Source organism: Gluconacetobacter brunescens (genome assembly GCF_048695475.1).
Lineage (GTDB): Bacteria > Pseudomonadota > Alphaproteobacteria > Acetobacterales > Acetobacteraceae > Gluconacetobacter.
Genome location: NZ_JBLHEN010000001.1, coordinates 1,085,681 through 1,109,573 on the forward strand (window position 1 = coordinate 1,085,681; position 23,893 = coordinate 1,109,573).

16 protein-coding genes are annotated in these 23,893 nt (G+C 63.7%); 12 read left to right on the top strand and 4 right to left on the bottom strand.

Annotation, left to right across the window (positions count from 1 at the left end; genetic code table 11):
* Positions 1-8: 8 nt before the first annotated feature.
* From ACMAUO_RS04780 to ACMAUO_RS04820, 9 genes are all read left to right on the top strand, one after another.
* On the top strand, positions 9-1,160 hold the full coding sequence (locus ACMAUO_RS04780; protein WP_420355826.1) for a cell division protein FtsQ/DivIB: 1,152 nt from the start codon (positions 9-11) through the stop codon (positions 1,158-1,160).
* The gene (gene ftsA, locus ACMAUO_RS04785) at positions 1,157-2,548 is read left to right on the top strand and encodes a cell division protein FtsA (RefSeq protein WP_420355827.1); all 1,392 of its coding nucleotides are present in this window, start codon (positions 1,157-1,159) and stop codon (positions 2,546-2,548) included. Before ACMAUO_RS04780 ends, ftsA begins: the two co-directional genes overlap by 4 nt.
* 80 nt (positions 2,549-2,628) lie before the next feature.
* On the top strand, positions 2,629-4,074 hold the full coding sequence (gene ftsZ / locus ACMAUO_RS04790) for a cell division protein FtsZ (RefSeq protein ID WP_420355828.1): 1,446 nt from the start codon (positions 2,629-2,631) through the stop codon (positions 4,072-4,074).
* A 415-nt stretch (positions 4,075-4,489) separates the two neighbouring features.
* Entirely contained in the window at positions 4,490-5,470 is a 981-nt protein-coding gene (gene lpxC, locus ACMAUO_RS04795) for a UDP-3-O-acyl-N-acetylglucosamine deacetylase (protein WP_420355829.1), read from the top strand.
* A 195-nt stretch (positions 5,471-5,665) separates the two neighbouring features.
* Positions 5,666-6,640 carry an outer membrane protein assembly factor BamD gene (locus tag ACMAUO_RS04800; protein ID WP_420355830.1) on the top strand — a complete coding sequence of 325 codons (975 nt, stop codon included), beginning with the start codon at positions 5,666-5,668 and terminating at the stop codon, positions 6,638-6,640.
* A gap of 40 nt (positions 6,641-6,680) precedes the next feature.
* A complete protein-coding gene (gene recN / locus ACMAUO_RS04805) occupies positions 6,681-8,390 on the top strand; it encodes a DNA repair protein RecN (RefSeq protein WP_420355831.1) in 1,710 nt (569 codons plus the stop codon).
* An 8-nt stretch (positions 8,391-8,398) separates the two neighbouring features.
* Positions 8,399-10,537 carry an NAD-dependent DNA ligase LigA gene (gene ligA / locus ACMAUO_RS04810; protein WP_420355832.1) on the top strand — a complete coding sequence of 713 codons (2,139 nt, stop codon included), beginning with the start codon at positions 8,399-8,401 and terminating at the stop codon, positions 10,535-10,537.
* Positions 10,538-10,609: 72 nt separating this feature from the next.
* A complete protein-coding gene (locus ACMAUO_RS04815; protein WP_420355833.1) occupies positions 10,610-11,758 on the top strand; it encodes a Gfo/Idh/MocA family protein in 1,149 nt (382 codons plus the stop codon).
* Positions 11,759-12,283: 525 nt separating this feature from the next.
* Complete coding sequence (locus tag ACMAUO_RS04820) at positions 12,284-13,570, top strand: NAD(P)/FAD-dependent oxidoreductase (RefSeq protein ID WP_420355834.1); 1,287 nt, start codon at positions 12,284-12,286, stop codon at positions 13,568-13,570.
* Between the two features lie 30 nt (positions 13,571-13,600).
* Here ACMAUO_RS04820 and ACMAUO_RS04825 read toward each other — a convergent pair whose 3' ends face one another.
* The gene (locus ACMAUO_RS04825; protein ID WP_420355835.1) at positions 13,601-14,329 is read right to left on the bottom strand and encodes a helix-turn-helix domain-containing protein; all 729 of its coding nucleotides are present in this window, start codon (positions 14,327-14,329) and stop codon (positions 13,601-13,603) included.
* Positions 14,330-14,434: 105 nt separating this feature from the next.
* On the bottom strand, positions 14,435-15,508 hold the full coding sequence (locus tag ACMAUO_RS04830) for a dipeptidase (protein ID WP_420355836.1): 1,074 nt from the start codon (positions 15,506-15,508) through the stop codon (positions 14,435-14,437).
* Positions 15,509-15,690: 182 nt separating this feature from the next.
* Here ACMAUO_RS04830 and ACMAUO_RS04835 point away from each other — a divergent pair, with 182 nt between their 5' ends.
* Positions 15,691-17,025: an MFS transporter gene (locus tag ACMAUO_RS04835; RefSeq protein ID WP_420355837.1), complete on the top strand. Its 1,335-nt coding sequence runs from the start codon at positions 15,691-15,693 to the stop codon at positions 17,023-17,025.
* 597 nt (positions 17,026-17,622) lie between these two features.
* Here the strand turns inward: ACMAUO_RS04835 and ACMAUO_RS04840 are convergent.
* Entirely contained in the window at positions 17,623-19,944 is a 2,322-nt protein-coding gene (locus ACMAUO_RS04840; RefSeq protein WP_420355838.1) for a TonB-dependent receptor, read from the bottom strand.
* 275 nt (positions 19,945-20,219) lie between these two features.
* Here ACMAUO_RS04840 and ACMAUO_RS04845 point away from each other — a divergent pair, with 275 nt between their 5' ends.
* Positions 20,220-21,818 (top strand): serine hydrolase domain-containing protein, encoded by a 1,599-nt coding sequence (locus ACMAUO_RS04845; protein WP_420355839.1) that lies wholly within the window; start codon positions 20,220-20,222, stop codon positions 21,816-21,818.
* A gap of 81 nt (positions 21,819-21,899) precedes the next feature.
* Positions 21,900-22,172 carry an ACT-like domain-containing protein gene (locus tag ACMAUO_RS20925; RefSeq protein WP_500862072.1) on the top strand — a complete coding sequence of 91 codons (273 nt, stop codon included), beginning with the start codon at positions 21,900-21,902 and terminating at the stop codon, positions 22,170-22,172.
* A 36-nt stretch (positions 22,173-22,208) separates the two neighbouring features.
* Here ACMAUO_RS20925 and ACMAUO_RS04855 read toward each other — a convergent pair whose 3' ends face one another.
* Positions 22,209-23,822 carry a GH39 family glycosyl hydrolase gene (locus tag ACMAUO_RS04855; protein WP_420355841.1) on the bottom strand — a complete coding sequence of 538 codons (1,614 nt, stop codon included), beginning with the start codon at positions 23,820-23,822 and terminating at the stop codon, positions 22,209-22,211.
* Positions 23,823-23,893: the final 71 nt, after the last annotated feature.

The window sequence follows — 23,893 nt, forward strand, 5'->3', positions numbered from 1 at the left end:
CCCTCTCGATGAGACGAACAGGAGAGAACCGCGACGATCGCCCCTCACGGCTGTCGATCTTCCTGCGGCGGCGGCGGCGCATGGTGCGCCCGCTCGCGCTGGCGATCGTCCTGCTGGCCGTCGCGGCGGGCGGCGTGGTGGTGGTGCGCGACATGAAGTCCGAGGAACGGTTCGCCCCGATCCGCGCCCGGCTGGTCAGCATGCTGCCGCTGCGCGTCACCGATATCCAGATCAGCGGCCGCGTCCTGACCAACGAGGGCGCGCTGCGCGAAGCCCTGGGCGTGCGCGTGGGCGATCCGGTCCTCGGCTTTTCGGTCGAGGCCGCGCGCGAGCGGATCGACGCCCTGCCCTTCGTCGATCATTCGGTGGTCGAGCGCCACCTGCCGGGCACCATCGTGGTGCGCCTGACCGAACGCAGCCCCTTCGCGGTGTGGCAGAACCAGGGCCGCTTCATGCTGATCGACCGCGCCGGCAACCAGGTGCGCGACCAGGGCATGACGGGCAAGGACGCCCAGGCCTTCATGCAATTGCCGCTGGTGGTCGGGCTGGGCGCCAATACCGCCGCCGCCTCGCTGGTCGACGCGCTGGCAACCCAGCCCGTGGTGCGCGACCATGTGGCGGCCGCCGTCCGCGTCGGCCTGCGCCGCTGGAACCTGACGCTGCGCGACGGCACCACGGTCCTGCTCCCCGAGGGCGAGGAACTCCCGGCCCTGAAACGGCTGGCCGACCTCCAGGCCGCCATGAAGCTGCTGGACCGCCCGGTCATCAGCATCGATCTGCGCCTGCCCGACCGGATGGTGGTGGAGCAGCCGCCCCCGGCCGCCCCCGACAGCCAGCCCGAGACAAGCCCGCAATCCCCGGCCGGCGCGGGCACCGCGAAACCGGCCACCGCCACCGGCAGCGCCCCGCCGCCCAAAGCCACGCCCCCCAAAGCCACGCCGCCCAAAGCCACGCTCCGGGCACCGCCGGCCGAGGACCGGGCCTCCCCCCACCCACCGGCCGCCGGGCCCCACGCCCTGCCGCCGCCGGCCGCGACACCGGCACCGCCAGCCGCCGTCCCACCGTTCCCATCCGGGCAGGCCCAGCCCCACAAGGCCCTGCCCCCACCGGTTCCCAACCTGCCGCCGTATGGCGAGCCCGAAGCGAGGAGGCGCACATGAACGATCTGGTCGTGGTCCCGCAGGGCACCGAGCCCGCCCCGCGCCCCGCGCGCCGCCGCCGTTCCCGGCGGCGCGAACAGGCCCTGGTGCCGGCCGAACAATCCGGCCGCAGCGTGGCCCTGCCGCCGCCCGACGACCCCACGCCGCCGCGCACCTGGCGGCAAGGCACGTTCGGGGTGCTGGATATCGGCTCGACCAAGATCATGTGCCTGATCGGGCGCGGCGAGGCCGACGGCACGCTGCGCGTGCTGGGCCATGGCTGGCGCCGGTCGCACGGCGTGCGCTCCGGCGGCATCGTCAACCTGCACGAGGCCGAAGCCGCGATCCGCGCCGCCGTCGGCCAGGCCGAGGACGCCGCCGAGCGCCGGCTGGACCGCGTCTATGTCAATCTGTCCTGCGGCCACCCGGAGAGCCGGCTGTTCAATGTCCGCTGGCCGGTCGGCGGGCGCGAGATCACGGCATCGGACGTCCGGCGCGTGGTCACCGAGGGCCAGATGCGGGCGATGTCCGAGGGCCGCTCGACCATCCACACCATCCCGCTGGATTTCTCGGTGGACGAAACCGCCGGCGTTCCCGATCCGCGCGGCCATCTGTGCGACCAGCTCACCTCGCGGCTGCACGTCATCGACGCCTCGACCACCGCCCTGCGCAATCTGGAAACCGTGCTCTCGCGCGCCGAACTCAAGATCGAGGAACTGGTCTCCGCCCCCCTCGCCTCTGGCCTGGCGGTGCTGGACGAAGACGAGCGCGAACTGGGCGTCACGGTGGTCGACATGGGCGGCGGCACCACCTCGATCGCCATTTTCGGCGAGGGCCACCTGCTGCACACCGCCTGCCTGCCGGTCGGCGGCATGCACGTCACCCGCGACATCGCCCATGTGCTGTCCACGTCGATCGACAGCGCGGAATGGCTCAAGACCATGTACGGCTCGGCCGAACTCTCGGCCGATGACGACATGGACCTGCTGCCGGTGCAGCTCATCGGCGACAACGAACATCAATTCGTCAATATTTCCCGCTCCAAGGTGGTCTCCATCATCCGGCCACGGATCGAGGAAACGCTGGAGATGGTCCGCGACCGGCTGGAATCGGCGGGCGTCGGCCGCGCCACCGACGGGCGCGTGGTGCTCACCGGCGGCGCGTCGCTGCTCGACGGCGTGGGCAACATGGCCGCGCGCATCCTCAACCGCCAGGTGCGGCTGGGCCGGCCGAACAATATTCGCGGGCTGCCCGAGGATCCGGCGGCGTGGCCCTCCTTCGCCACCTCGGCCGGCCTGCTGGCCTGGGCGGCGGGCGGCGGCGGCGCGCTGGGCGACATGGATTTTTCCGAGCCCCGGCCACGCGGTTTCCTTCGCCGCGTCGTGGAATTCATACGAGACAGGGTATAGGAAGATGATTCAGAATATCCCCTGAAAATCCGCATGCGAATCGGTACCGAAAATCTAACGACTCGTCCTGGGAGACGTCCATGACCCTGAATCTCAGCATTCCGCAGCAGAGCCACTCCGATTTCACGCCGCGGATTACCGTGATCGGCGTCGGCGGCGGCGGGACGAACGCTGTCGACAACATGATCCACCTGCAACTCCAGGGCGTGGAATTCGTCGTCGCCAACACCGACGCCCAGCAATTGTCCCACAGCAAGGCCGATCGCCGCGTCCAGCTCGGCCCGCACCTCACGCAGGGCCTGGGCGCCGGCGCCAAGCCGGAAATCGGCCGCGCCGCCGCCGAGGAAGCCGCGGACGAGCTGGCGCGCCATCTCGAAGGCGCGCACATGGTCTTCATCACCGCCGGCATGGGCGGCGGCACGGGCACGGGCGCGGCGCCGGTCATCGCGCGCATGGCGCGCGAGCGCGGCATCCTCACGGTCGGCGTCGTCACCAAGCCCTTCACCTTCGAGGGCGGCCGCCGCACCAAATCGGCCGATGCCGGCATCGCCGAGCTTCAGCAATATGTCGATACGCTGATCGTCATCCCCAACCAGAACCTGTTCCGCCTCGCCACCGAGCGGACAAGCTGGAAGGATGCGTTCAAGATGGCCGACAACGTCCTGTATATGGGCGTGCGCGGCGTCACCGACCTGATGATGGCCCCCGGCCTGGTCAATCTCGATTTCGCCGATATCCGCACCGTCATGGCCGAGATGGGCAAGGCGATGATGGGCACCGGCGAGGCCGAAGGCGAAAACCGCGCCATCTCCGCCGCCGAGGACGCGATCTCCAACCCGCTGCTGGAAGATACCTCGATGGCCGGCGCGCGCGGCCTGCTGATCAACATCACCGGCGGCGACGACATGACGCTGTACGAAGTCGATCAGGCCGCCAACCGCATCCGCGAGGAAGTGGCCGACGACGCGAACATCATCTTCGGCTCGGCGATCGACGAATCGCTGAACGGCCGTATCCGCGTCTCGGTCGTCGCCACGGGCATCGACAGCCCGCCGGTGCGCGTGGCCGAGCCGCAGCCCGCCGAAGCCGCCCCCCCGCAGGCCGCCGAGGGCGCCCCGCAGGCCCCGACCGCCGGAGCCCAGCCCACCGCCGAAGCCCAGGCGCAAGCCCAGGCCGAAGCCGCCGCCCGCCACCCGGCGCCCAATTTCATGAACACCCCGCCGGTCTCGGCGCCTTCGCCCCATTCGATGCCGCAGCAGGCGCTGCACCAGGGCGCCCGTCCTTCCCCGCGCTCGTCCCTGTTCTCCGAACAGCCGCGCGCGCCCGAGCCCCAGCCGGCGCCCCAGCGCGGCAGCCTGTTCAACATCGTCACCGGCGTCCTGCGCGGCGGGCGTCCCGCCCCGGCACCGGACACCCAGCGTGCCGAACCGGCCCTGCCGGAGCAGGAACCCGCCGCCACCGTCCGCCCGGCCACGGGTGAGGAAGTCGGGCTGGATATTCCCGCCTTCCTGCGCCGCCAACCCTGAGACCGTGGCCTGACCGTGGCCGTAAATGCGCGCTGGTGGCGATCCGGCGCACATTGCCTGCGCTTCGCTGCTCACGGCCATCAAGGCCGCTCCGCTGCGATGCTCGCCAATACACGCCGGGCGCGGCCCGTTGGGCCGCTCTCGCTCACCAGCCCACATTTCCGGCCACGGTCTCCCCTTCCGAACCCATGCTCCCGGGCCGGCCGGCAGCAACTCGAAACACCCCGTTCCAGTTCCCACCACGTCGATTTTGTGACTTTATTTTTTCTTTATGTTTCAGCTTGTTAAGCCGTAATAGTCGGCAATAAACAGTGACTCGCGCTTCCGCTTTCCTGCGATTACAGATCATGCTCTCGTGCTGTCGGTTCTGTAACGGCCAGGCAAGAAGCACCGGAAACAACGGCAGGGAACTGGAATGGACGGAATGCTGATGATGTCGGAGCAGGAATCGTCACCGACCGGCGAGACCGTTTCCGCACGTCCCCTCCCCACCCGCACCACCCGCCAGCACACGCTCCGCCAGAGCATTTCCTGCGTCGGCATCGGCCTGCATACCGGCCTGCGGATCAGGCTGGTCCTCCATCCGGCGGCCGAAAACAGCGGAATCGTCTTTCGCCGCGTCGATCTCGACGGGCGCACCATTCCCGGCCGTTTCGATCATGTCGTCGATACGCGGCTGTCCACCGTCATCGGCGATCCGGCAACCCCCGCCCTGCGGGTCGCCACCATCGAGCACCTGATGGCCGCATTGTCCGCCACCGGAGTCGACAATGTGCTGATCGACGTCGACGGGCCGGAACTGCCGGTACTCGACGGCTCGGCGGCCGATTTCGTCTTCCTGCTCGATTGCGCCGGTCTGGCCGAACAGGCCGCCCCCCGCGCGGTGATCGACATCCTCCGCCCCGTCCGCGTCACCGACGGCGACGCCTTCGCCGAGCTGCGGCCTGCCCGCGAGCCCGGCCTGGACCTGGCCATGTCCATCGCCTTCCCCGCCGCCGCCATCGGCGAACAGAGCTTCACCGCCCGGCTCGACCGCCGGAGCTTCCGCGACGAGATCGCGAATTGCCGTACGTTCACCCTGCGGCAGGAAATCGAGGCCCTGCACGCGGCCGGCCTGGCGCGCGGCGGCTCGCTGGACAACGCCATCGTCGTGGACGGCGCCGCGATCCTCAACCCGTCCGGCCTGCGCCGCCCCGACGAATTCGTGCGCCACAAGATGGTCGATGCGGTCGGCGATCTCTATCTGGCCGGCGCCACGATCAACGGCGCCTTCACCGGCCACAAATCCGGCCACGCGCTGAACAACCGGCTGCTCCGGACGCTGTTCGCCGATGCCGCCAATTGGCGGCTACAGGCACGCACACCCCGCCCCCAGTCCCTCCGCGCGGCGGCCTGACCGCCGCCCCTGTCGGCAAATGCGCGCCGGCGGCGATTCGGCGCGCATTTGCGGTGGCCTCCGTGCCTGCGGCCATCGAAGGCCGTTCCGCCCCCCAATCCACCAAATTCAGGCCGGATCGTATTGAAAACGACGCCGTGGCCTTCACCCCGGCCCGCCGCATGATATAAGGCAGACCGAACTGGAAGAGCCGGCATGTCCCTGCGCAGCATTCGAAACCATTCCGCTGACCGTTCGGCCGGCCATCGTGCCGCCCGATACGCCTCTATCGCCGTCATTCTGTCGCTCGCGGCATGCAGTGGCGACAAGAAGACGATCAACGACCTGGAATCGCATGTTCCTCCGGTCGAGACGCTCTACAATAACGGCATCGACGCCCTGCGCGACCAGCGCTACGCCCTGTCGGCGGCGGAATTCGACGTTCTGCAACAGAACTATCCCTATTCCGCCTATGTCGCGAACGCGCAGTTGATGGCGGGCTACGCCTACTACCTGCAGGACAAGTATCCCGACGCGGTGCAGCAGCTCGACCGCTTCCTCGAACTGCACCCCACCAGCCCCGACGCCGCCTACGCCTTCTACCTGCGCGCGCTCTGCTATTACGAGCAGGTCGCCGAGGTGCAGCGCGACCAGCAGGGCACCATCGAGGCGATGAACGCGCTGGAAGAGGTCATCACCCGCTTCCCGCAATCGCCCTACGCGCGTGACGCCCAGCTCAAGGTCGATCTCTGCCGCGACCATCTGGCCGGCAAGGAAATGCTGGTCGGCCGCTATTATGAGCAGCAGCGCTCCTACCATTCGGCGGTCAACCGCTACCAGCGCGTGGTGCAGGACTTCCAGACCACCAACCACGTCCCGGAAGCACTGGAACGGCTGGTCGAAGTCTATCTCGACCTGGGCCTGACCGACCAGGCACGCCGCACCGCCTCCGTGCTGTCCTACAATTATCCGGGCAGCAAATGGTACCGCTACGCCTACGATACGCTGCGCAGCAAGCACCTGCTCTCCGCCGAGACCCCGGTGCCGGGCCAGGTCTCCGACAAGGCCTCCGCGAAATCGGCCGACGCCGCCGATGGTGCCAAGCCGCTGGCCAAGGCCCCGCCGCCGCCGTCCGAGGCCGCACACGCAAAGCGCGGCTTCTTCTCGCGCGTATGGCACTCCGTCTTCTGACGGGCGTGGGGGCCATCCTCGCGCCATACGGGGCAACCCGATGCTGACCCATCTGTCGATCCGCGACGTCGTGCTGATCGAGCGGCTGGACCTGCCGTTCGCCCCCGGCCTCACCGTGCTGACGGGCGAGACCGGGGCCGGCAAGTCGATCCTGCTCGACAGCCTGGGCCTGACGCTGGGCGAACGCGCCAGCGCCGGCCTGGTCCGCGCCGGCGCCGAGCAGGCCAGCGTCACCGCCTGTTTCGAACTGGCACCCGACCACCCACTCCCCGCCCAGCTGGCCGAACAGGGAATCGTCATCGACGACCCGCGCGAACCGCTGGTCGTGCGCCGGATCGTCACCGTGGACGGCCGATCGCGCGCCTATATCAACGACCAGCCGGTGGGCGTGAACCTGCTGCGCCGCGCGGCATCCCTGCTGGTCGAAATCCAGGGCCAGCACGAACAGATGGGCCTGGCCGACCAGGGCACGCATCTCGACCTGCTCGATTCCTTCGGCGTTCCCGCCAACCTGCGCGCCGACACCGCCGCCGCCTATCGCGCCTGGATGGCCGCCACGGCCGAACTGGCCGCCGCCCGCGCCACGATGGAAAGCGCGGCGCGCGAGGAAGAATGGCTGCGCCAGTCGGTCGAAGACCTCTCCACCCTCGCCCCGCAGGAGGATGAGGAAACCCATCTGGCCGGCATGCGCCAGAGCCTGCAACAGGGCGAACGGCGCGGCGAGGCCATCGCCGCCGCCCTGTCCGAACTCTCGCCGCGCGACCGCCGCTCCTCCGGCCCCGCCGCCGCCCTGCGCGGCGCCAGCCGCACCCTGCAACGCCTGCTCCCCGCCCCCGGCGACACCAGCACACCCGACGGCGCCGACCGATTGGCGCACGAGGCGCTGGCCGCGCTCGAACGCGCCGAAGAAGCATTGGGCGAAGCCGAAACCCTGCTCTCCCGCCTCGCCGCCGAAGCCGATTCCGACCCCCGCCTGCTGGAACAGACCGAGGAGCGGCTGTTTGCCCTGCGCGCGGCGGCCCGCAAGCATGGCGTCTCGGTGCCCGAACTGCCGGGCCTGCTGACGGCGCTCGGCGACCGGCTGGCGGCGCTGGATTCCGGCAATGTCCGCATCGGCGCGCTGGAACAACTGGTCCGCGAACGCCGCGCCCGTTTCGAAGACGCCGCCGGCCTGCTGTCGGCGGCCCGCGAAAAGACCGCCCGCCGGCTGGAGACCGCCGTCACCGCCGAACTCAAGCCCCTGCGGCTGGAACGCGCCCGCTTCTTCGTCACCCTGCCCGCCCTGCCGCCTGAGGCGTGGAATGCGCGCGGGCGCGAACAGGCCGCCTTCCAGATCGCCGCCAACCCCGGCCAGCCGCCGGGGCCCCTGGCCAAGGTCGCCTCGGGCGGCGAACTCTCCCGTCTGATGCTGGCGCTGAAGGTGGTGCTGGCCGGCCGCTCCGCCGTGCCGACCCTGGTGTTCGACGAGGTCGATTCCGGCGTCGGCGGCGCGACGGCCTCGGCCATCGGCGAGCGCCTGTCGCGCGTGGGGCAGGATGTCCAGGTCCTGGTCGTCACCCACAGCCCGCAGGTCGCGGCGCGCGGCAACGCCCATCTGCGCATCAGCAAAGCGGTGGCCAAGGGCCGAACCGAAACCCGCGCCGAACCGTTATCGGCCGAGGAACGACGCGAGGAAATCGCCCGCATGCTGGCCGGCGACACCATCACCGAGGCCGCGCGGGCGGCGGCCGACAGCCTCCTGCAAGGGTAATTGCCCCCATGTCTCCCGCTTCCGGCGCCGACACCCCCGATCCCGCCACACCCAATTCCGCGGCAATCGACCCCGCAGACCTGACCGCCGCCCAGGCCACCGCCGAACTGGAGCGCCTGGCCCACCTGATCAGGTCGCTCGACCGCGCCTATTACGAAAACGACGCCCCCGCCGTCACCGACGCCGAATATGATTCGCTGCGCCGCCGCAATCTCGCGATCGAACAGCGCTTTCCCAAGCTGCGCCGCGCCGACAGCCCCTCGCTGCATATCGGCGGCACGCCCGCCACCACCTTCAGCCGGCACCGCCACCTGGTGCCGATGCTGTCGCTGGACAATGTGTTCGACCGCGAGGAATTCGAATCCTTCGTGACCCGCGCAGCCCGTTTCCTCGGCCTGGACGAGGACCGGACGCGCGCCCTGCGCTTCGTCGCCGAACCCAAGATCGACGGCTTGTCGATCAGCCTCACCTACGAACATGGCCGCTTCGTGCGCGGCACCACACGCGGCGACGGCACCGAAGGCGAGGACGTCACCGCCAACCTGCGCACGCTGAAGGACCTGCCGCAACAGCTCAAGGGCCCCGCCCCCGCGCTGATCGAAATCCGGGGCGAAGTCTTCCTCTCCAAACCCGCCTTCCTGGCAATCAACGAAGCCCAGGCCAGTGCCGGCCAGAAACTGTTCGCCAACCCGCGCAACGCGGCAGCCGGCTCCCTGCGCCAACTCGACGCCACAATCACCGCCCGCCGCCCGCTCTCGCTGTTCGCCTACGCCCAGGGCTTCTCGTCCGAGCGCGTGGCCGACACGCACGCCCATTATCTGGACCGGCTCCGCGACTGGGGCTTCACGGTCAACCCGCTGTCGAAGATCGTCGAAAGCGCCACCGAAGCCGAAGCCTTCATGGACGACATCGCCCGCGAACGCTCGGGGCTGGAGTACGACATCGACGGCGTCGTCTATAAAATCGACGATCTCGCCTTGCAGGATCGCCTGGGCTTCGTCGGCCGCGCCCCCCGCTGGGCCATCGCGTGGAAATTCCCCGCCGAACAGGCCATCACGCGCCTCACCCATATCGGCATCCAGGTCGGCCGCACCGGCGCCCTCACGCCGGTCGCGATTCTGGAGCCGGTCAATGTCGGCGGCGTCATCGTCACCCGTGCGACGCTGCATAATGAAGATGAAATCCAGCGCAAGGATGTCCGCGAGGGCGACCTGGTGCAGATCCAGCGCGCGGGCGACGTCATCCCGCAGATCCTCGGCGTGGTGCCGCGCAAGGAAGGCGACCCGCCGCGCGGCGCGCCCTTCGCCTTCCCCCATACCTGCCCGATCTGCCACGCCCACGCCGAGCGCCCGCCCGGCGAGGTCGTCTGGCGCTGCACCGGCGGCCTGACCTGCCCGGCGCAGGTGGTGGAACGGCTGATCCATTTCGTCTCGCGCGACGCCTTCGACATCGACGGCCTGGGCGAACGCACGATCACCGAATTCCACGCCGACGGCCTGCTGAAAACCCCAGCCGACATCTTCCGTCTTCCAAACCATGAGGAAGACATCGCCAAGCGCGAAGGCTGGGGCGAGCTCTCCGCCCGCAACCTCACGGCCGCGATCCGCGCCCGCCAGACCATCCCGCTGGCCCGCTTCATCTACGCGCTGGGCATCCGCCGCATCGGTGCCAGCAACGCCCGCCTGCTGGCCCGCCATTACGGCTCCTACGCCAACTGGCGCGAGCAGATGCTGGCCGCCACCACCACCGGCTCCGACGCCCGCCTCGCGCTGGGCTCGATCACCGGCATCGGCACCGCCATCGCCGACGAACTCGCCTCCTTCTTCATGGAATCCCACAACCGCGCCACCCTCGACGACCTCGTCAAAATGCTGACGACGATCGAGGACGAAGCCCCGCAGAGCGAAGGCACCCTGTCGGGCAAGACAATCGTCTTCACCGGCACGCTGACCACCATGACCCGCCCCGAAGCCAAGGCCATCGCCGAGCGCCTCGGCGCCCGCGTCACCGACAGCGTCTCGAAGAAGACCGACCTGGTCGTCCTGGGCACCGACGCCGGCTCCAAGGCCCGCAAGGCCGCCGAACTCGGCCTCGACACCCTCGACGAACCCGGCTGGCGCGAACTGGCCGGCCTGCCGGAGGCCTAGATCCAGTACCGGCGCAGGCGCAGCGGCTCCGTCTGGTATTCATCGAAAACACCAGCAAGATTCCGCCTCAACATGGGTAACAGAAGCATCATGACCAACATCGCCTTTGTCGGAACCGGGTTCGTCGCTGACTATTATTTGGCCACCTTGCAGAACTATCCCGAACTGCGCCTGAAAGGCGTATGGGATCGCGACGCGCAAAGGTTACGCCAGTTCTGCACTTTCTATTCGGTCACACCCTATGCGGGGCTGGACGAATTGCTGAATGACAAGACGGTGGATATTGTCGTCAACCTGACAACACCCGAAAGTCATTTCCCCATCAACATGGCCGCGCTGAACGCCGGCAAGCATGTCTACTGCGAAAAGCCCGTGGCCATGTCGGTGGAAGAGGCCGAGACACTGGCCCTCCTGGCCGAACAGAAAAACCTCATCCTTTGCGGCGCCCCCGCCAACGCCCTGAGCGACGCCTTCATGCTGGCCCGCGGCCTGATGGAAAAAGACGAAATCGGGCGCCCAAACCTGGTCTATGCGGAAATGGATGATGGCCCCGTCTTTCGAGACGACTGGCGGCAATGGCGCAACCGGTCGGGCGCGCCGTGGCCCGGCCTGCATGAGTTCGAGGTAGGCTGCACGCTCGAACATGCGGGCTACGCGCTGAGCTGGCTGTACGGGCTTTTCGGCCCGATCACGCACGTCGCGGCGTCTTCCGCCCTGACTTTCCGTGACAAGGGCGTGGGCAACCACCCGCTGGGGCCGGATTTTTCTGTTGGCTGCCTGACTTTCCGCTCAGGCGTAGTCGCCCGCCTGACAAGCGGTCTGGCCGCCCCGCGTGATCGCTCCCTGACCGTCCTCGGGGAAAAAGGCAGCCTGACCGTGCGCGACCTGTGGGACAACCGCTCGGTGATCAACCTGCAACGCGACTATCGCCGTTCCTTGCTGGATATGCTGACCGATGGGCTGGAAAAGCTGCTGGGCCACAAGCTGCCCGTCCGCTTCTATCGCGGGCAGACCGTCCGTTACCCCAAGGGCAAGCCAGCCGCGCAGGTCCCCCGCTATCCGTCCAAAATCGACTTCGCACGCGGCATCCAGGTCCAGGCCGAGGCCATCCGTTCAGGCCAGACGCCCCTGTTCTCGGGACGGGTCTCCCTGCATCTGACGGAAGTCATCCTGGCCCTCAGCAGCGGGCTGCATGATTATACCGTCAAGAACCTGCCCTGACGCTTCAGCCCAGCCCCCCGCCTTCAGGCCGGGGGCTGGGCGCGCATCTGCTCTATGATCCGCAAGGTCTCGATACTTTCCGCCAGCGCCTGGGAAAGCGACACAAGATACCCCCAGGTCAAGCAACGCCCCACAAGACGGGCGCGGCCCGTTCCGGGCCGCTCTCGCTCACCAGCACGTATTTTCAAACAGGCTCCGAGCGCGTCCATCGCAACACGGCCAATGTGCCGCCCGAAGCTGGCAATACACCTCCGGCCAGCATTTCTTTCTGGCTGTTATTGAAGCCGAAGGCAAATCACACAAATGACGTGGCGACTCACCCGGTGATCGTTACTTGCATGCACGCCTGAAGACATCCGGTCAGAAGCTCGGATGACAGAAAGCCATTCCGCGTCCGCCGGTTCAATCCGAAAATATATGCAGCCCCCATACACGACAGAATGTCCACGTCAATGCGCCGTTTCGATGCATGTGCGTGTTGCCACATGATCCTACATAGATCATAGTATCCCACATGGGATATAAATGGCGCCTCTTCCCGGCATGCCACCCCACCCGGCACGAGGAATCATGGGGAAATCTGTCATCATTCTGGGTGCAGGCATGGTCGGCACAAGCACGGCCCTGCACCTTTCTCGCCGCGGCTTCGATGTCTTCCTGGTCGATAGGGACACGACCTGTCGACAGACATCATTCGGCAACGCCGGATTGATCCAGCGCGAGGCCTGTGAGCCATACCGGTTTCCCCTGAACCTGGGTGAACTGGCACGGATCGCGTTCGGGCGCTCGCCCGCCGCCCGCTACGACATCACGGCACTGCCGGCTCTCTGGCGCCCCCTTCTGCGTTATGCATCAATGTCGACAGCAAGCCGTTATCCGGATGTCTGCGTCGCATTTTCCGCTTTGATTCAACATTGTTTGACAGAACACGCCCCCCTGGTCGCAGAATCGCATAGTTCGGACCTCGTTCGACATGGCGGATGGCGTTGCCTTTTACATGGCAATACCAGGGCTGTCGCACGAGACATCGCCGATGCCCACCGTATGGCGCAGCAATACGGGCTGACCATGAACGTGGAAACTCCGGAAATGGTGCGGAACGCGGAACCGGCACTCAGAAAAGACGTGCCGGGCGCGATTGTCTGGGGTGACCCATGGTTCGTGACGCATCCGGGCACTCTGGTCGATCGCTATGCAGCCCTGTTCGATCCCGAGGGAACAAGGCGACTTGTCGGTGATGCCCGGACACTGACCCGCTCCGGGGCAGGATGGTCGGTGCGAACAACCCACGGCAATATCGAGGCGGAACAGGTCGTCATCGCGCTGGGCCCCTGGTCGGGCGATCTCCTGCGGAATCTAAAATTTCGTTTTCCTCTTTTTGTCAAAAGAGGTTATCATAAATGGTACCGCTGCACGCGGCCTCCGACGATGCCGTTGCTGCATCAGGCCGCAGGGACCATGATTCTTCCTGGCGACGGGTCGGTAAGGATCACGACAGGGGCGGAATTCGCCCGGCGGGATGCGCCGCCCGACAGTCGCCAGTTGGAAGCCGCATGGCGTGGCGTCAACGATCTTATCGGACTGGAAGAACCGCTGGACGAAGGCTTCTGGATGGGCAGCCGTCCATGCATGCCGGATATGCTGCCCGTCGTGGGACAAGCACCTGGCGAAAAAGGGATGTGGCTGAATTTCGGCCATGCGCATCAGGGTTTCACGCTGGGCCCCGTGACCGGCCGCCTTCTTGCGGAAATGATGAATGATGAAAAACCATTTATCGATCCCGCTCCCTATCGTGCGGAACGATGGATGTGACGGGTCACGGTCGCGTCATCGAATATGCTTTCAGCGTGCTCCGGTCAGCCGGCGCGGGCGCCGGCCCGTGCGTTTCGGCACCCCGTCGAGGTCCTGACCGGGCAGCGCGGTATTCGGTGTCGGTTCCGCTTCGCCGCTAGGCACCGCATGATCCTGCACAAAGGTGCTCAGAACATTCTCTCCGGCCTCATAACAAACGCCGATGATCTCGGCCTCGTCACAGTCTGGGCCAAGAATATACGCATGCCCCATATTGGCATCGAGATACAGCATTTCACCGGTCTCAAGCGTCAGCGGCGCGTAGACATCGGTATGAATGGTGACCCGCCCCTTGACGACATAGATACATTCTTCCCCGGGATGGCGGACAAGGGGGCCGAAATCTTCCAGCGTCTTTGCCTGAATGCGGCTAAAAATAGGAAGCATATGCTTATGGCGCAGATCCGGGCAGAGATAATAATAATCGTAATTCTTTGTCCGGATACGCAGCGCATTGTCCAACCGACCGATGCTGCGGCGTCCCGTCATGACGGGCGGCGAAGCCTTCTGCGTATCGATCAGCAGATCCGCCATGCTCATATTCAGTCTACGGCAGGCTTCCATAATCTTGTCGTATGACAGGCTCAGGCGGTCATGCTCGACTTTGGCCAGGGTCGAGAATGGAATACCGCTCTGGCGGCTCATCTCCTTCAGGGTCCAGCCTCGCTCGTCGCGAATGCGGCGAAGCGCCTTTCCAAGTGTCGGTTGATGGTCGGTCATCCTGTCGCGCTCTCATTCATTAGGCCGCACCATGATAGCCGCAGCCCCTTTGGGCGCATATCGCCTTTTGCACAGGATTTATGCACCGGCACACCATCCCCGGCTTCAGCGCCAGAGGCTTGCCGCCAGTCGTGCAAGGTTACCCCCGAGAATCTTGAGAATATCCGCATCAGAATAGGATAGGTCACACAGGCTGTCGACAATCCGAGGCAGAATCTCCGGCGGGGCGAACGTCATCGTTCCTCCATAGCCCAGGGCCGGCGGGAATGCTTCCGGATTTGCCGCGATAATATCCTGAAGATCGGACGTATCGGTCATGAACGGATAATCCAGTCCCAGGGCAACATGTTCCACGCCGACCCGCCCGGCAACATGATCGATCGCCCGGACGATCGCGGTCGCACTCACATCCTGCGTACCGAGAAACAGGCTGACACCATTGATCCCAACGATACCGCCAGTCTTTGCACATGCATCGATCAGGGTATCGTCGATGTTCCGCGGATGATCGCACAACGCACGCGGATTGGAATGCGAGAACAGCACTGGACGACAGGCGTAATCGAGGATATCGCGTGCCGTCCGCGCTCCCGCATGGCTACAGCAGACGACCATGCCGACCCGTTCCATTTCCCGGATGACGGCCCTGCCGAAATCAGTAAGGCCGTCATCGTCGACATGGCATCCGCATCCCGCCTGGCTGCGCGTATTGTAAGCCAGCAACATCCATCGGACACCCAGGTCATAGAAATCCTGGATACGCGCCAAATCGCCTTCCAGGGCTGCCACCCCCTCAATGTCAAAGGCCACGGCCAACCGCCCCGTCCGCTTGGCGACCGAAAGGTCCGTCGCATGCCGCAACAGCATGAAGCGATCGCCGTTTTCATGGATCCAGCGGGTAAAATGACGGGCAATCAGGCCGTGATCGCCGCCAGGTGCCTCACTGTATCCGATATTAACGGTAACGGCGGTGAAACCCGCAGCCCGAAACCGCTCGAGTTGCGGAAGAGTATCATCATTCGCCTCCAGCGGCAGGCACACATGATTGTCCCAGCAAACGGCCTGTTCGAGAATATCATCGACACGACGATCCTGAAAATTCGACATCGAGAGACGAATCCTTGAAGTTGCGAGAATACAGGGGATGGAACATGCTCCCAGCCGGTCGCCGGCTGTCATGCCATCGGGCACCCCGGCACCGTCTGTCCGTTTCTTTATCAAATCGAACAGATTATCCTTTACAGGATAATCCTATCCTATAATGGTAACTCGTCAAGGACTGGTGACGGAACCCCTTGGCGGCCGGCAGAGACAGCGTGCGACGCGCTTCATCCACCCAATCCAGAATGATGGAGTAACGAATGACCATGCCGGAGCATGCCGTGCCGGAGGGTATGATAAGCGCGCCTGCGATTGATACCCGGCCGAAAGGCGCCCATCTTGTCCAGATGGCACTCGTCGTGCTGGGAATTTCGCTGGTCACCCTGGCGCGCGAAGCGTTCTTCCCCTTGCAGCCCTTTATTCAGCACTCGATGGCCCTCAGCAATCAGCAGGTCGCCCTGTTGCAGGGGCTGGCAATCGGCCTGCCGGAAGCCGTCCTGCTGGTCGTCTTCGGTATCATGTCCGACAGTGTGGCGCGTCATTACATGATGCGCCTGTTCGTGACGACCTGCATAGCCGGCGTCGTTCTGACCGGACTGGCTCCTGGCTTCGTCAGCCTGCTGTGCGCCCGCTTCCTGGTTGGCGTCGGCTATGCTGGGGCATGCGCGGTTGTCATGCCCTATATTGCCGACCTCGCACCCGTACCGTGGCGGGGACGGGCGCTGGCAGCCGTCTTCATCGGACAAATCGTGTCGAACACGATCGGCATGGATCTTGGTGCCAATTTGCTGCCAGTGATCGACCATAGCGCGTGGCGGCACGTCTTCCCCGCCACGATGGAAGCATGGCGGATCGAGCACATCGTTGCCGCGGCCGCAATGCTACTCCTGACCCTTCCCCTGCTGCGCCTTGTCGAGCCGCGCAAGACGCCGGCGAAACGAGGCAGATTTCTTCCCCGCCTGCGGTCGACCTTCCAGGATCTCTTGCAATTCAGGCGCGTATTACTGCCCGTTGTCACCGCGTTCACGCTGTTTTCGGCCGCCGAAATCGAGCAGCAGATCTGGAGCGTTCCCCTTCTTGCCAAGACGGCGCAGCTATCGGTCGAAACCGTCAGTGGCGCACTCGGCTCGGTCCTGCTGATCAGCAGCATTCTGGGGGTTCTGATCGGCGGCGCGCTCTGCGACAGGACGTTCGCACGCTACGGCAACACGGGTGCCGTCCTCGCAATGCTGGCTTGCTATATCCTCGATCTGGTCACGTCGCTGACGACCTTCGCCCATCCATTCGCGCTGGCGCTCGGCCTCTACGGACTCGATATGGTACTTTACACGGTTTCGCAACTTTATGGATACCGCTTGATACTCGATATCATCGGATCCCGACATGCCGGTGCCGGTTACGGCATGATCAACGGCCTTTCGATCCTGGTTTCAATGGGGATCATGCCCAGCCTCGTCGTCGCCGTCAGTTCGCACCTGCCAGGCGACGCCGCGCTCAACTGGGCGGTGGGAGTATCCAGGTTTGCTTGCGTGCTGATCGCCTCCCTCATCCTGACACTCATGGCGACACGCTCGCGGCGCCCGCAGGACACCTGACAGAAGAGAGGGGCAAAGCCCCCTCCATGAGGTCGGATCTGTCCCGGATCGCACCACCAGGCCAGAACCGACCTCATGGCAGAAACCGGATCATTTTCATAACAATCGAAGCGCGCCGTCCGCGATCGACGACGCCAGGTCCTTTCGATGGCGCATTGCCGATCGGCGGGCTACCTGTCCGTCACAGCATCATACTGCCAACCCGACAGCCCCTCGATCAACGGGTTCAGCGCATCTGTTTTGTGTTTTGCAGCGCGCAAGCGGCAGATCGGTACCGTGCTTCGACGATCGCACTGCCTACCCGGCCTGCGACACCGAAAGAATAAACCCGGTCTCGCCGCGCTGGACATCCCGCCGCCCACGCGGATCGCATCCAAGTTGCCGCCGTCATGCACCGCCGTCACGGCCGGAGGCAACACGCAGCATGCGCATTTCGGCCCCGCGCAGCCTATCACCGCGAACTAGAGGGCGCGTCTTCATCCCACGGCGTCACCGCTGCTGTTATACATCGCCTTTACGGTCTGCTCATGCGCACGGCCATCCCGATCCGGCACAGCATCCAACGAGGCCGCAGCGGATGCGGCCCCATTTTCCGGATCAGAACGCGGCGCTGAGATTGAATCCCGCGGTACGGGGCTGCAGCATCGCGATCTGACCATACCCCAAAGAGGTCTGGGCCCCGACAATGCCATGTGAATTGTTCAGATTGTGCAGATAGATCTGCATGTCCCATTTTCCGAACGTGATACCGCCATTCAGGCCGAGCGTCGTGTAGTCACCCATGCGATATTGCTCCGCACCGGGCTGATAATTGAACCCCGCCACACGCGGCCCGATATAGTTGATCGTGGCACCGATATCGCCCGTATATTTAAAGACAGGGAATCTGTAATCCACAATAAGAGAATTCGTAAATCTCGGTGAATTCGGCAACTGATCCCCCGCATATCCGCCGAGACTGGACAGCGCACTGGTTGCCAATTGCGACTGGTTGAGGTTGATGCTGTCGATAATTCGCAGCCCGTCGATCGGATTGAAGGTTATGGTGCCTTCCAGGCCGAAAATCCGGGCCGATCCACCATTGCCAATATAGCTGACGCCACTGGAATAAAGAACACTCTGGATATTCCGCCAATAGATGAAATATCCCGTCGTATCGACCAGGATCCTGCGATTGAGGAACGCTCCCTTGTAACCGACTTCATAGCTGGTCAGGCGGTCGGCACTGAATGAAGGCGTACCCGTCGTCTCATGCGTAACCGGATCGGCAAAAACCGAATTCGGTCCACCAGGGCGGTAACCACTCGCAATCCGGCCATAGGCCATCATCTGGCTGTTGAACCGATATCGAATATTTCCCATATACAGCACGACCCCTTGATGGGTATCGACAGGAAGCGACTGTTCGCCTCCCAGCGTGCCGCCTTCTCTCAGCGTAAAACTCTGCTGATTGTAGGAATACCGTATCCCCCCCATCAGATCGAGCTTGGGCGTGACATGATAAGTCAGGTTGCCGAATGCCGCCAGTTCCAGATAGCTGGTTGGAACGCTGGCGGATAAATCAGTCACTTTGGTATCCGTCGCAACATCGCTATAGCCATAGATATACTGATAATTGCTTACGTCTTCTTTCGTAAAGAAGCCACCAACCAACCATTCCAGCGGATGGTGTCCCGTTGAAGACAAACGAAGTTCCTCGGTAACCTTCTTGACATTCGTACGCTTCAGAAAACTTTCCGCCTCTCGATCCAGACCGACCGACTTCAGAAGAGGAACATAGAAAAGCGATTCGTCCGCAACGCTTTTTGTTCGAATCGTCTGCCAGCTGGATATGCTGGTGATATTGACGTAAGGGGTCCGGTAATGAATCGTTCCCGAATAGATCCGGAAATGATTTGAAAAAGGCTCCTTGACGTAATCATACTGGTTCATGGAACCAAAAAGGGGAAGGTTGGCATTCCCGACCTGTGGAAGAGTCATATCGACATACGGTGTTCCGTTCTGCTCGATATTCTGACCGTATGTCGAAAGGCGCATATCGAAATTTTCAGTGGGCTTGAACAGAAGTTCGCCGCGCAGGCCGAATGTGTCGGCCTGGTTGACATCCTGCCGGCCCATATGGGCATCATTCACCCATCCAGGATTATGATAGTAATAATCGCTCAGGCGAAACGCCAGCTTATCACGCCATATCGGGATGTTGATGCTGGTGCCACCGTTATAGCCCAGCGCGCCTTGCGTCGTGGAAACGCCGCTCCGTATCGTACCTTTGACGTCCGTCAGGCTGGGGTCGCTGGTATGATAATCGATCAGTCCGCCCATCGTGCTGGCGCCGTAGAGCGTACCCTGCGGGCCCCGCAGCACTTCGATCTGCGAAAGATCAAACAGCCCGGCATCCAGCGCAAGAGAGGACGCATTCGCCCACGCCGTGCTGGAACCATACGGCACGTCATCTATATAGAATCCCACGGTGGGCGTAATATCGGTTCCGGTGGTCACACCACGGATATTGACGGTCGCCCGTCCGGCCCCTTGCGTCGTGTAGTGCAATCCAGGAACCGTATCGGCAAAATCGCTGAACTGGGTAGCAGCCAGACGCTTGAGATCGGCCGCGGTCACCACGCTGATGGACATTGGTGTCGTCATCAGCGACGATCTGCCCGTCTTTTGTGCCACGACGGTAATTTCCTCCGTCGCCTCCTTCATCTTGCCGGGCTTGGTGGCTGCCTGCGAAGCAGCTTTCGTATCCGGCGCCTTGCCCGTAATCGGGCTGACAGGTTTCCTGACTTTCGCGACCGGACTTTGCGGCGCCGCCGCAAAGCAAATGCCAGGACCGATCACCGCGATCGTCGCAGCGCAGACCAGGAGCCTGTGGCGACGACTTCTAACAGGAGACGGCAATGGGAGGGCGTTCTGCATGATGACACAATCCCGCTTTGAGATACAGTTATCCTGGTTAGGCTAATTTTTTTACCATTGCAAGTTGGCAATGATCAGCGATTTGACGGATTTTTTTATTATTTTTCTATATATATCAATTTGTTATCAAATGAATAGAACAACCTGCGCTTACCGCGCTCAACGAAAAATAGATCTTTCTCAGGATAAAGTTGTGTTGCAGGCATGGCGAACGAGGGGTATGGAGATAACCGAGATCGTTTCGACCCCAATCGGACGTACCATCGGAGGCGAGTGTGACGACACAAGGCGGATCTTATCGCATCACCATTGATCCAGGCCGGATCGACACGCTGTTCCAGGCATTCGATCAGACAGATCATCCAGGTTGCGCGGTCGGCATCGCATTGCATGGCGAACCGGTCTATCGGCGCGGGTTCGGACTGGCGACCACCGAACTTCCGGTGTCCATGACCCCATCAATTCGCACCCGAATCGGCTCGACATCGAAGCACTTCGCCTGCCTCGCCTTCATGTTGCTCGTCGAGGACGGCCGGGCCGAACTGGATACGCCAATCGGTCGATATCTGTCCGAACTCTCGTCCCCTGTCGCCGATATTCCGATGCGGGCCCTGATGTCGCATACCGGCGGTGCGCTGGATGCCTTCGAAGTCGTCATGCAATATCTGCCGAATTTCGGCAATGTCCTGGCGAGCAGCGACCTGGCCAAGCTGACGGCACAGGTCAACACGCTGCAATTCAAAACGGGCGAGAGCTGGAGCTACAACAACAGCGCCTACGTGCTGCTGACCGCCGTCATCGAAAAGCTGAGCGGAGAGAAGCTGGAAGACGTCCTGAGAAAGAGAATATTCGAACCGGCCGGCATGCTCGATACCGAATTACGCCGCCGGGACCATGTATATGCGTCGAATGTCGCGACACAACATCTGCCGGACGGAATGGGACATTTTGTCCGATCGCCGGGTTTCCGATCGGAAATCGCGGGCGAAGGGGGCATCATCGCAACGGTGGATGACATGTTGCGCTGGCTGCGTCACATGAGTGCCCCCGTCGTGGGCTCCGCTTCGACCTGGCAGGCGATGCAGGCAGCGACAGTTCTTCCGAACGGCGTGGATACACATTATGGCCTGGGGCTCTTTAACGAGACCTATCGGGGGGTCAGGGTTATTTCACACGCCGGGGGCGTGATCGGCGGGGGGTGCGACATGGCCAGGCTGCCGGACCTGGGCCTGGATATTTTCATCACGTTCAATTATTCGGGCGCTCCACTGGCACCAACCCTGACCAGGGCCATCATCGACACCTGCATCGAAGGGCTCGATCCCATGGAGGCATGCGCGCCCGGCAAATCATTCTCCGGCCTCTTCTTTCCCGAAGGGATCGATCATCCGGTGTCGATCGTCGAAGAGGATGGCGTCCTGCTGATCGATCTGACCAGCATGAAAGTGCCGGCATTGTGGAATCAGAGCGGTCATATCTACCATCCGTTCCTGTTTGGTACATCTATCCAGCCTCCCTCCCCCGACGCTCCGGATGCGATCGTGGTGAATGAATTCGGCCACAAGACGGTCATGCGCCACTTGCCGAAAGCCCCGCAATCGCCGTCCATGATCGCCGGCCGCTATCGCCTTGCATCATGGGACGCACACGTGACGATCCACGAGGAAGGCGATCATGCCGTAATGGTGGTCGACCATGCACAGTGGGGGCGCTCCATGCACAGGCTCCAGTCACATGGTGCCGGCTGGTGGCATGCGGTGCCCACATCCGACGCGCTGCAAACGCCGAAATGGCTCCTTTTCGCGCAAGACCATCAAACCGCCTGGGGAATTTCGCCACGCGCGCGAGGCGTCACCCTGCGGCGCGAGAACTGACCCCCAGCAAGACAGGTCGGCCAACGAAGGCATCGAACGCGCTATCGGTGGCCTGAAAGATCAGTTTCAGGAAGCCAATTGATGCATGTCGACCCGAATGGCTCCCCATCCCGGCCCGTCCATCACTTCATCGTCACGGGAGCCGCCGAAATCCAGACAGTCCTGCGCGTCCTTGCCCTGTTCGCCCAGCGAGACCTTCTGCCAGACCACATGGTCATGGAACACGCTCCGTCCGACAGCATGAAACTGGTTATCCACCAAACGGGCCTCGAAGACATGGCTGCCCTGAGACTTGCCGAGAAGCTCAGGGCAATCGTGTTCGTATGGAACGTCCAATATGCCTGTCTCGATTGACGGGCAGAAGAATTCTCTCCATCCGTCGCCACCGCTTCACTTCGACGGTCCCGGCACAAGCAACAAAGCCAGACTTTCGGGCGGAAGCCTGACATCACACCGGCTCCCCTCCGCACACGCCACCGGCTGCGGCGCGGGCAACCGGGCAGCGGCAATCAATGCGTCGGCCTGCCGGGCCGTGGGCGAGACCGGCCGCCCCATGGCTTCGAACAACGCGGCAGGCGTGCCATGGCTGCGATCGATCACGATCACCGTCGCCCCTCTGACCGACCCCACGCCCCTGAAGGCCAGATGCTGCTCCCGGGCCCGGTCCCGATCGCGGTTCCACAGCGCAACCGCAATCGTCCCATCGTCCCGCCGGGTCGCCAGCACATCGTCACCGGCCGACCCAGCCGGCAACCGCCGCTCTCCCAGACGATGCAGCAGCGCAAAGGCATTGAACGCCGGCTTGGCAATGCCATGGGTCGTCAGCAGGCCATACGCACCCGGCAACTCGTTGGCGATCACCCCCTGCTCCTCGAAATCGTCCGAGAACGTCCAGTAGGACATGATCGGCGCCAGCCCGTCACAATCATGGACCGTCTGCGCAATCCACGGCGCGATCCACGGACGATCCGCACTGCCATTATGAATATCCCAATCCGCCCCGAATTCGGTGATATACAGCGGCAGGTCCCGATGCCCCGACCGATCGATCACCTGACGCGCCGTCCGCGTCGCATCGCACACGGTATTCCCTGTATTGGCCGGCGATTTCGGCAACCGGAGCAGATCGGGCGGGTCATTGGCATAAATATGCGTCGAGACGAAATCGACCGGCACATGCTCCCGCATCACATGATCGACGAAATCCCCAACCCAGTGGATCGCCCCCGTCGCGGGCCCACCGACCCGCAGCGCCGGATCGACCGCCTTGATGGTACGGGCGGTATTGTCATAAAGCGCGAAATAGGTCGCCATCCGGGGCTGCGCCACCCACGTCGCCTGGTCAGGCTCATTCCAGACCTCGAAAGGCCATTGCCGAACTTCCCCGGCGCCATAACGCTGTTCCAGATGCGTGACGAAGGCGCGGATCAGCGCGTTCCAGTCCGCCATACGCGCCGGATAGGTCACATTGGCCCGATACCACAGCGTCCCGCCGCTATAATCCGTAATGGGCCTGGCCACGTCATCCGCCTTCCCATGGACCAGCGGCTCCAGCCCGCCATCGCGGCGCAGGGGGTCGCTGCCGATGGCGCTCGGCATGAACGAAAGCTCGACCAGCGGCCGGATATGATGCGCCAGCAGGCCATCATACACGGCATCGACCTTGCGGAAATTGTAATGCATATGGCCGGCACCATCCGGCGCCATGATGGCCATCGTGTCGTCGAAGATGCCGTGGAACCGCACATACCGAAAGCCGGTCGCCTCCCGCGTCCGGTCCGCATTCCGCAGATAGCTCTCCGTCAGCACCATGTCGGCGCGGTCCGAACCGAATGCCTGCTCCCAACTGTGCCGGAACGGCGTCCCGGCACCCGACGCATCGATCTCTATCGACGGCACGGTGTCGGGCGCTCCAGCCCGGGCGGTCCACGAAACACCGCAGGCCACCAGGCCGGTCACCACCGAACAGACCCGAACAATCCGAACCGCCGCTACCCTCTTCATCAACACCGACACTCCAAGTTGAGGAAGCACGACAGCATCGCGGTGAACGCCGACTTGTCAAATTCGTGATC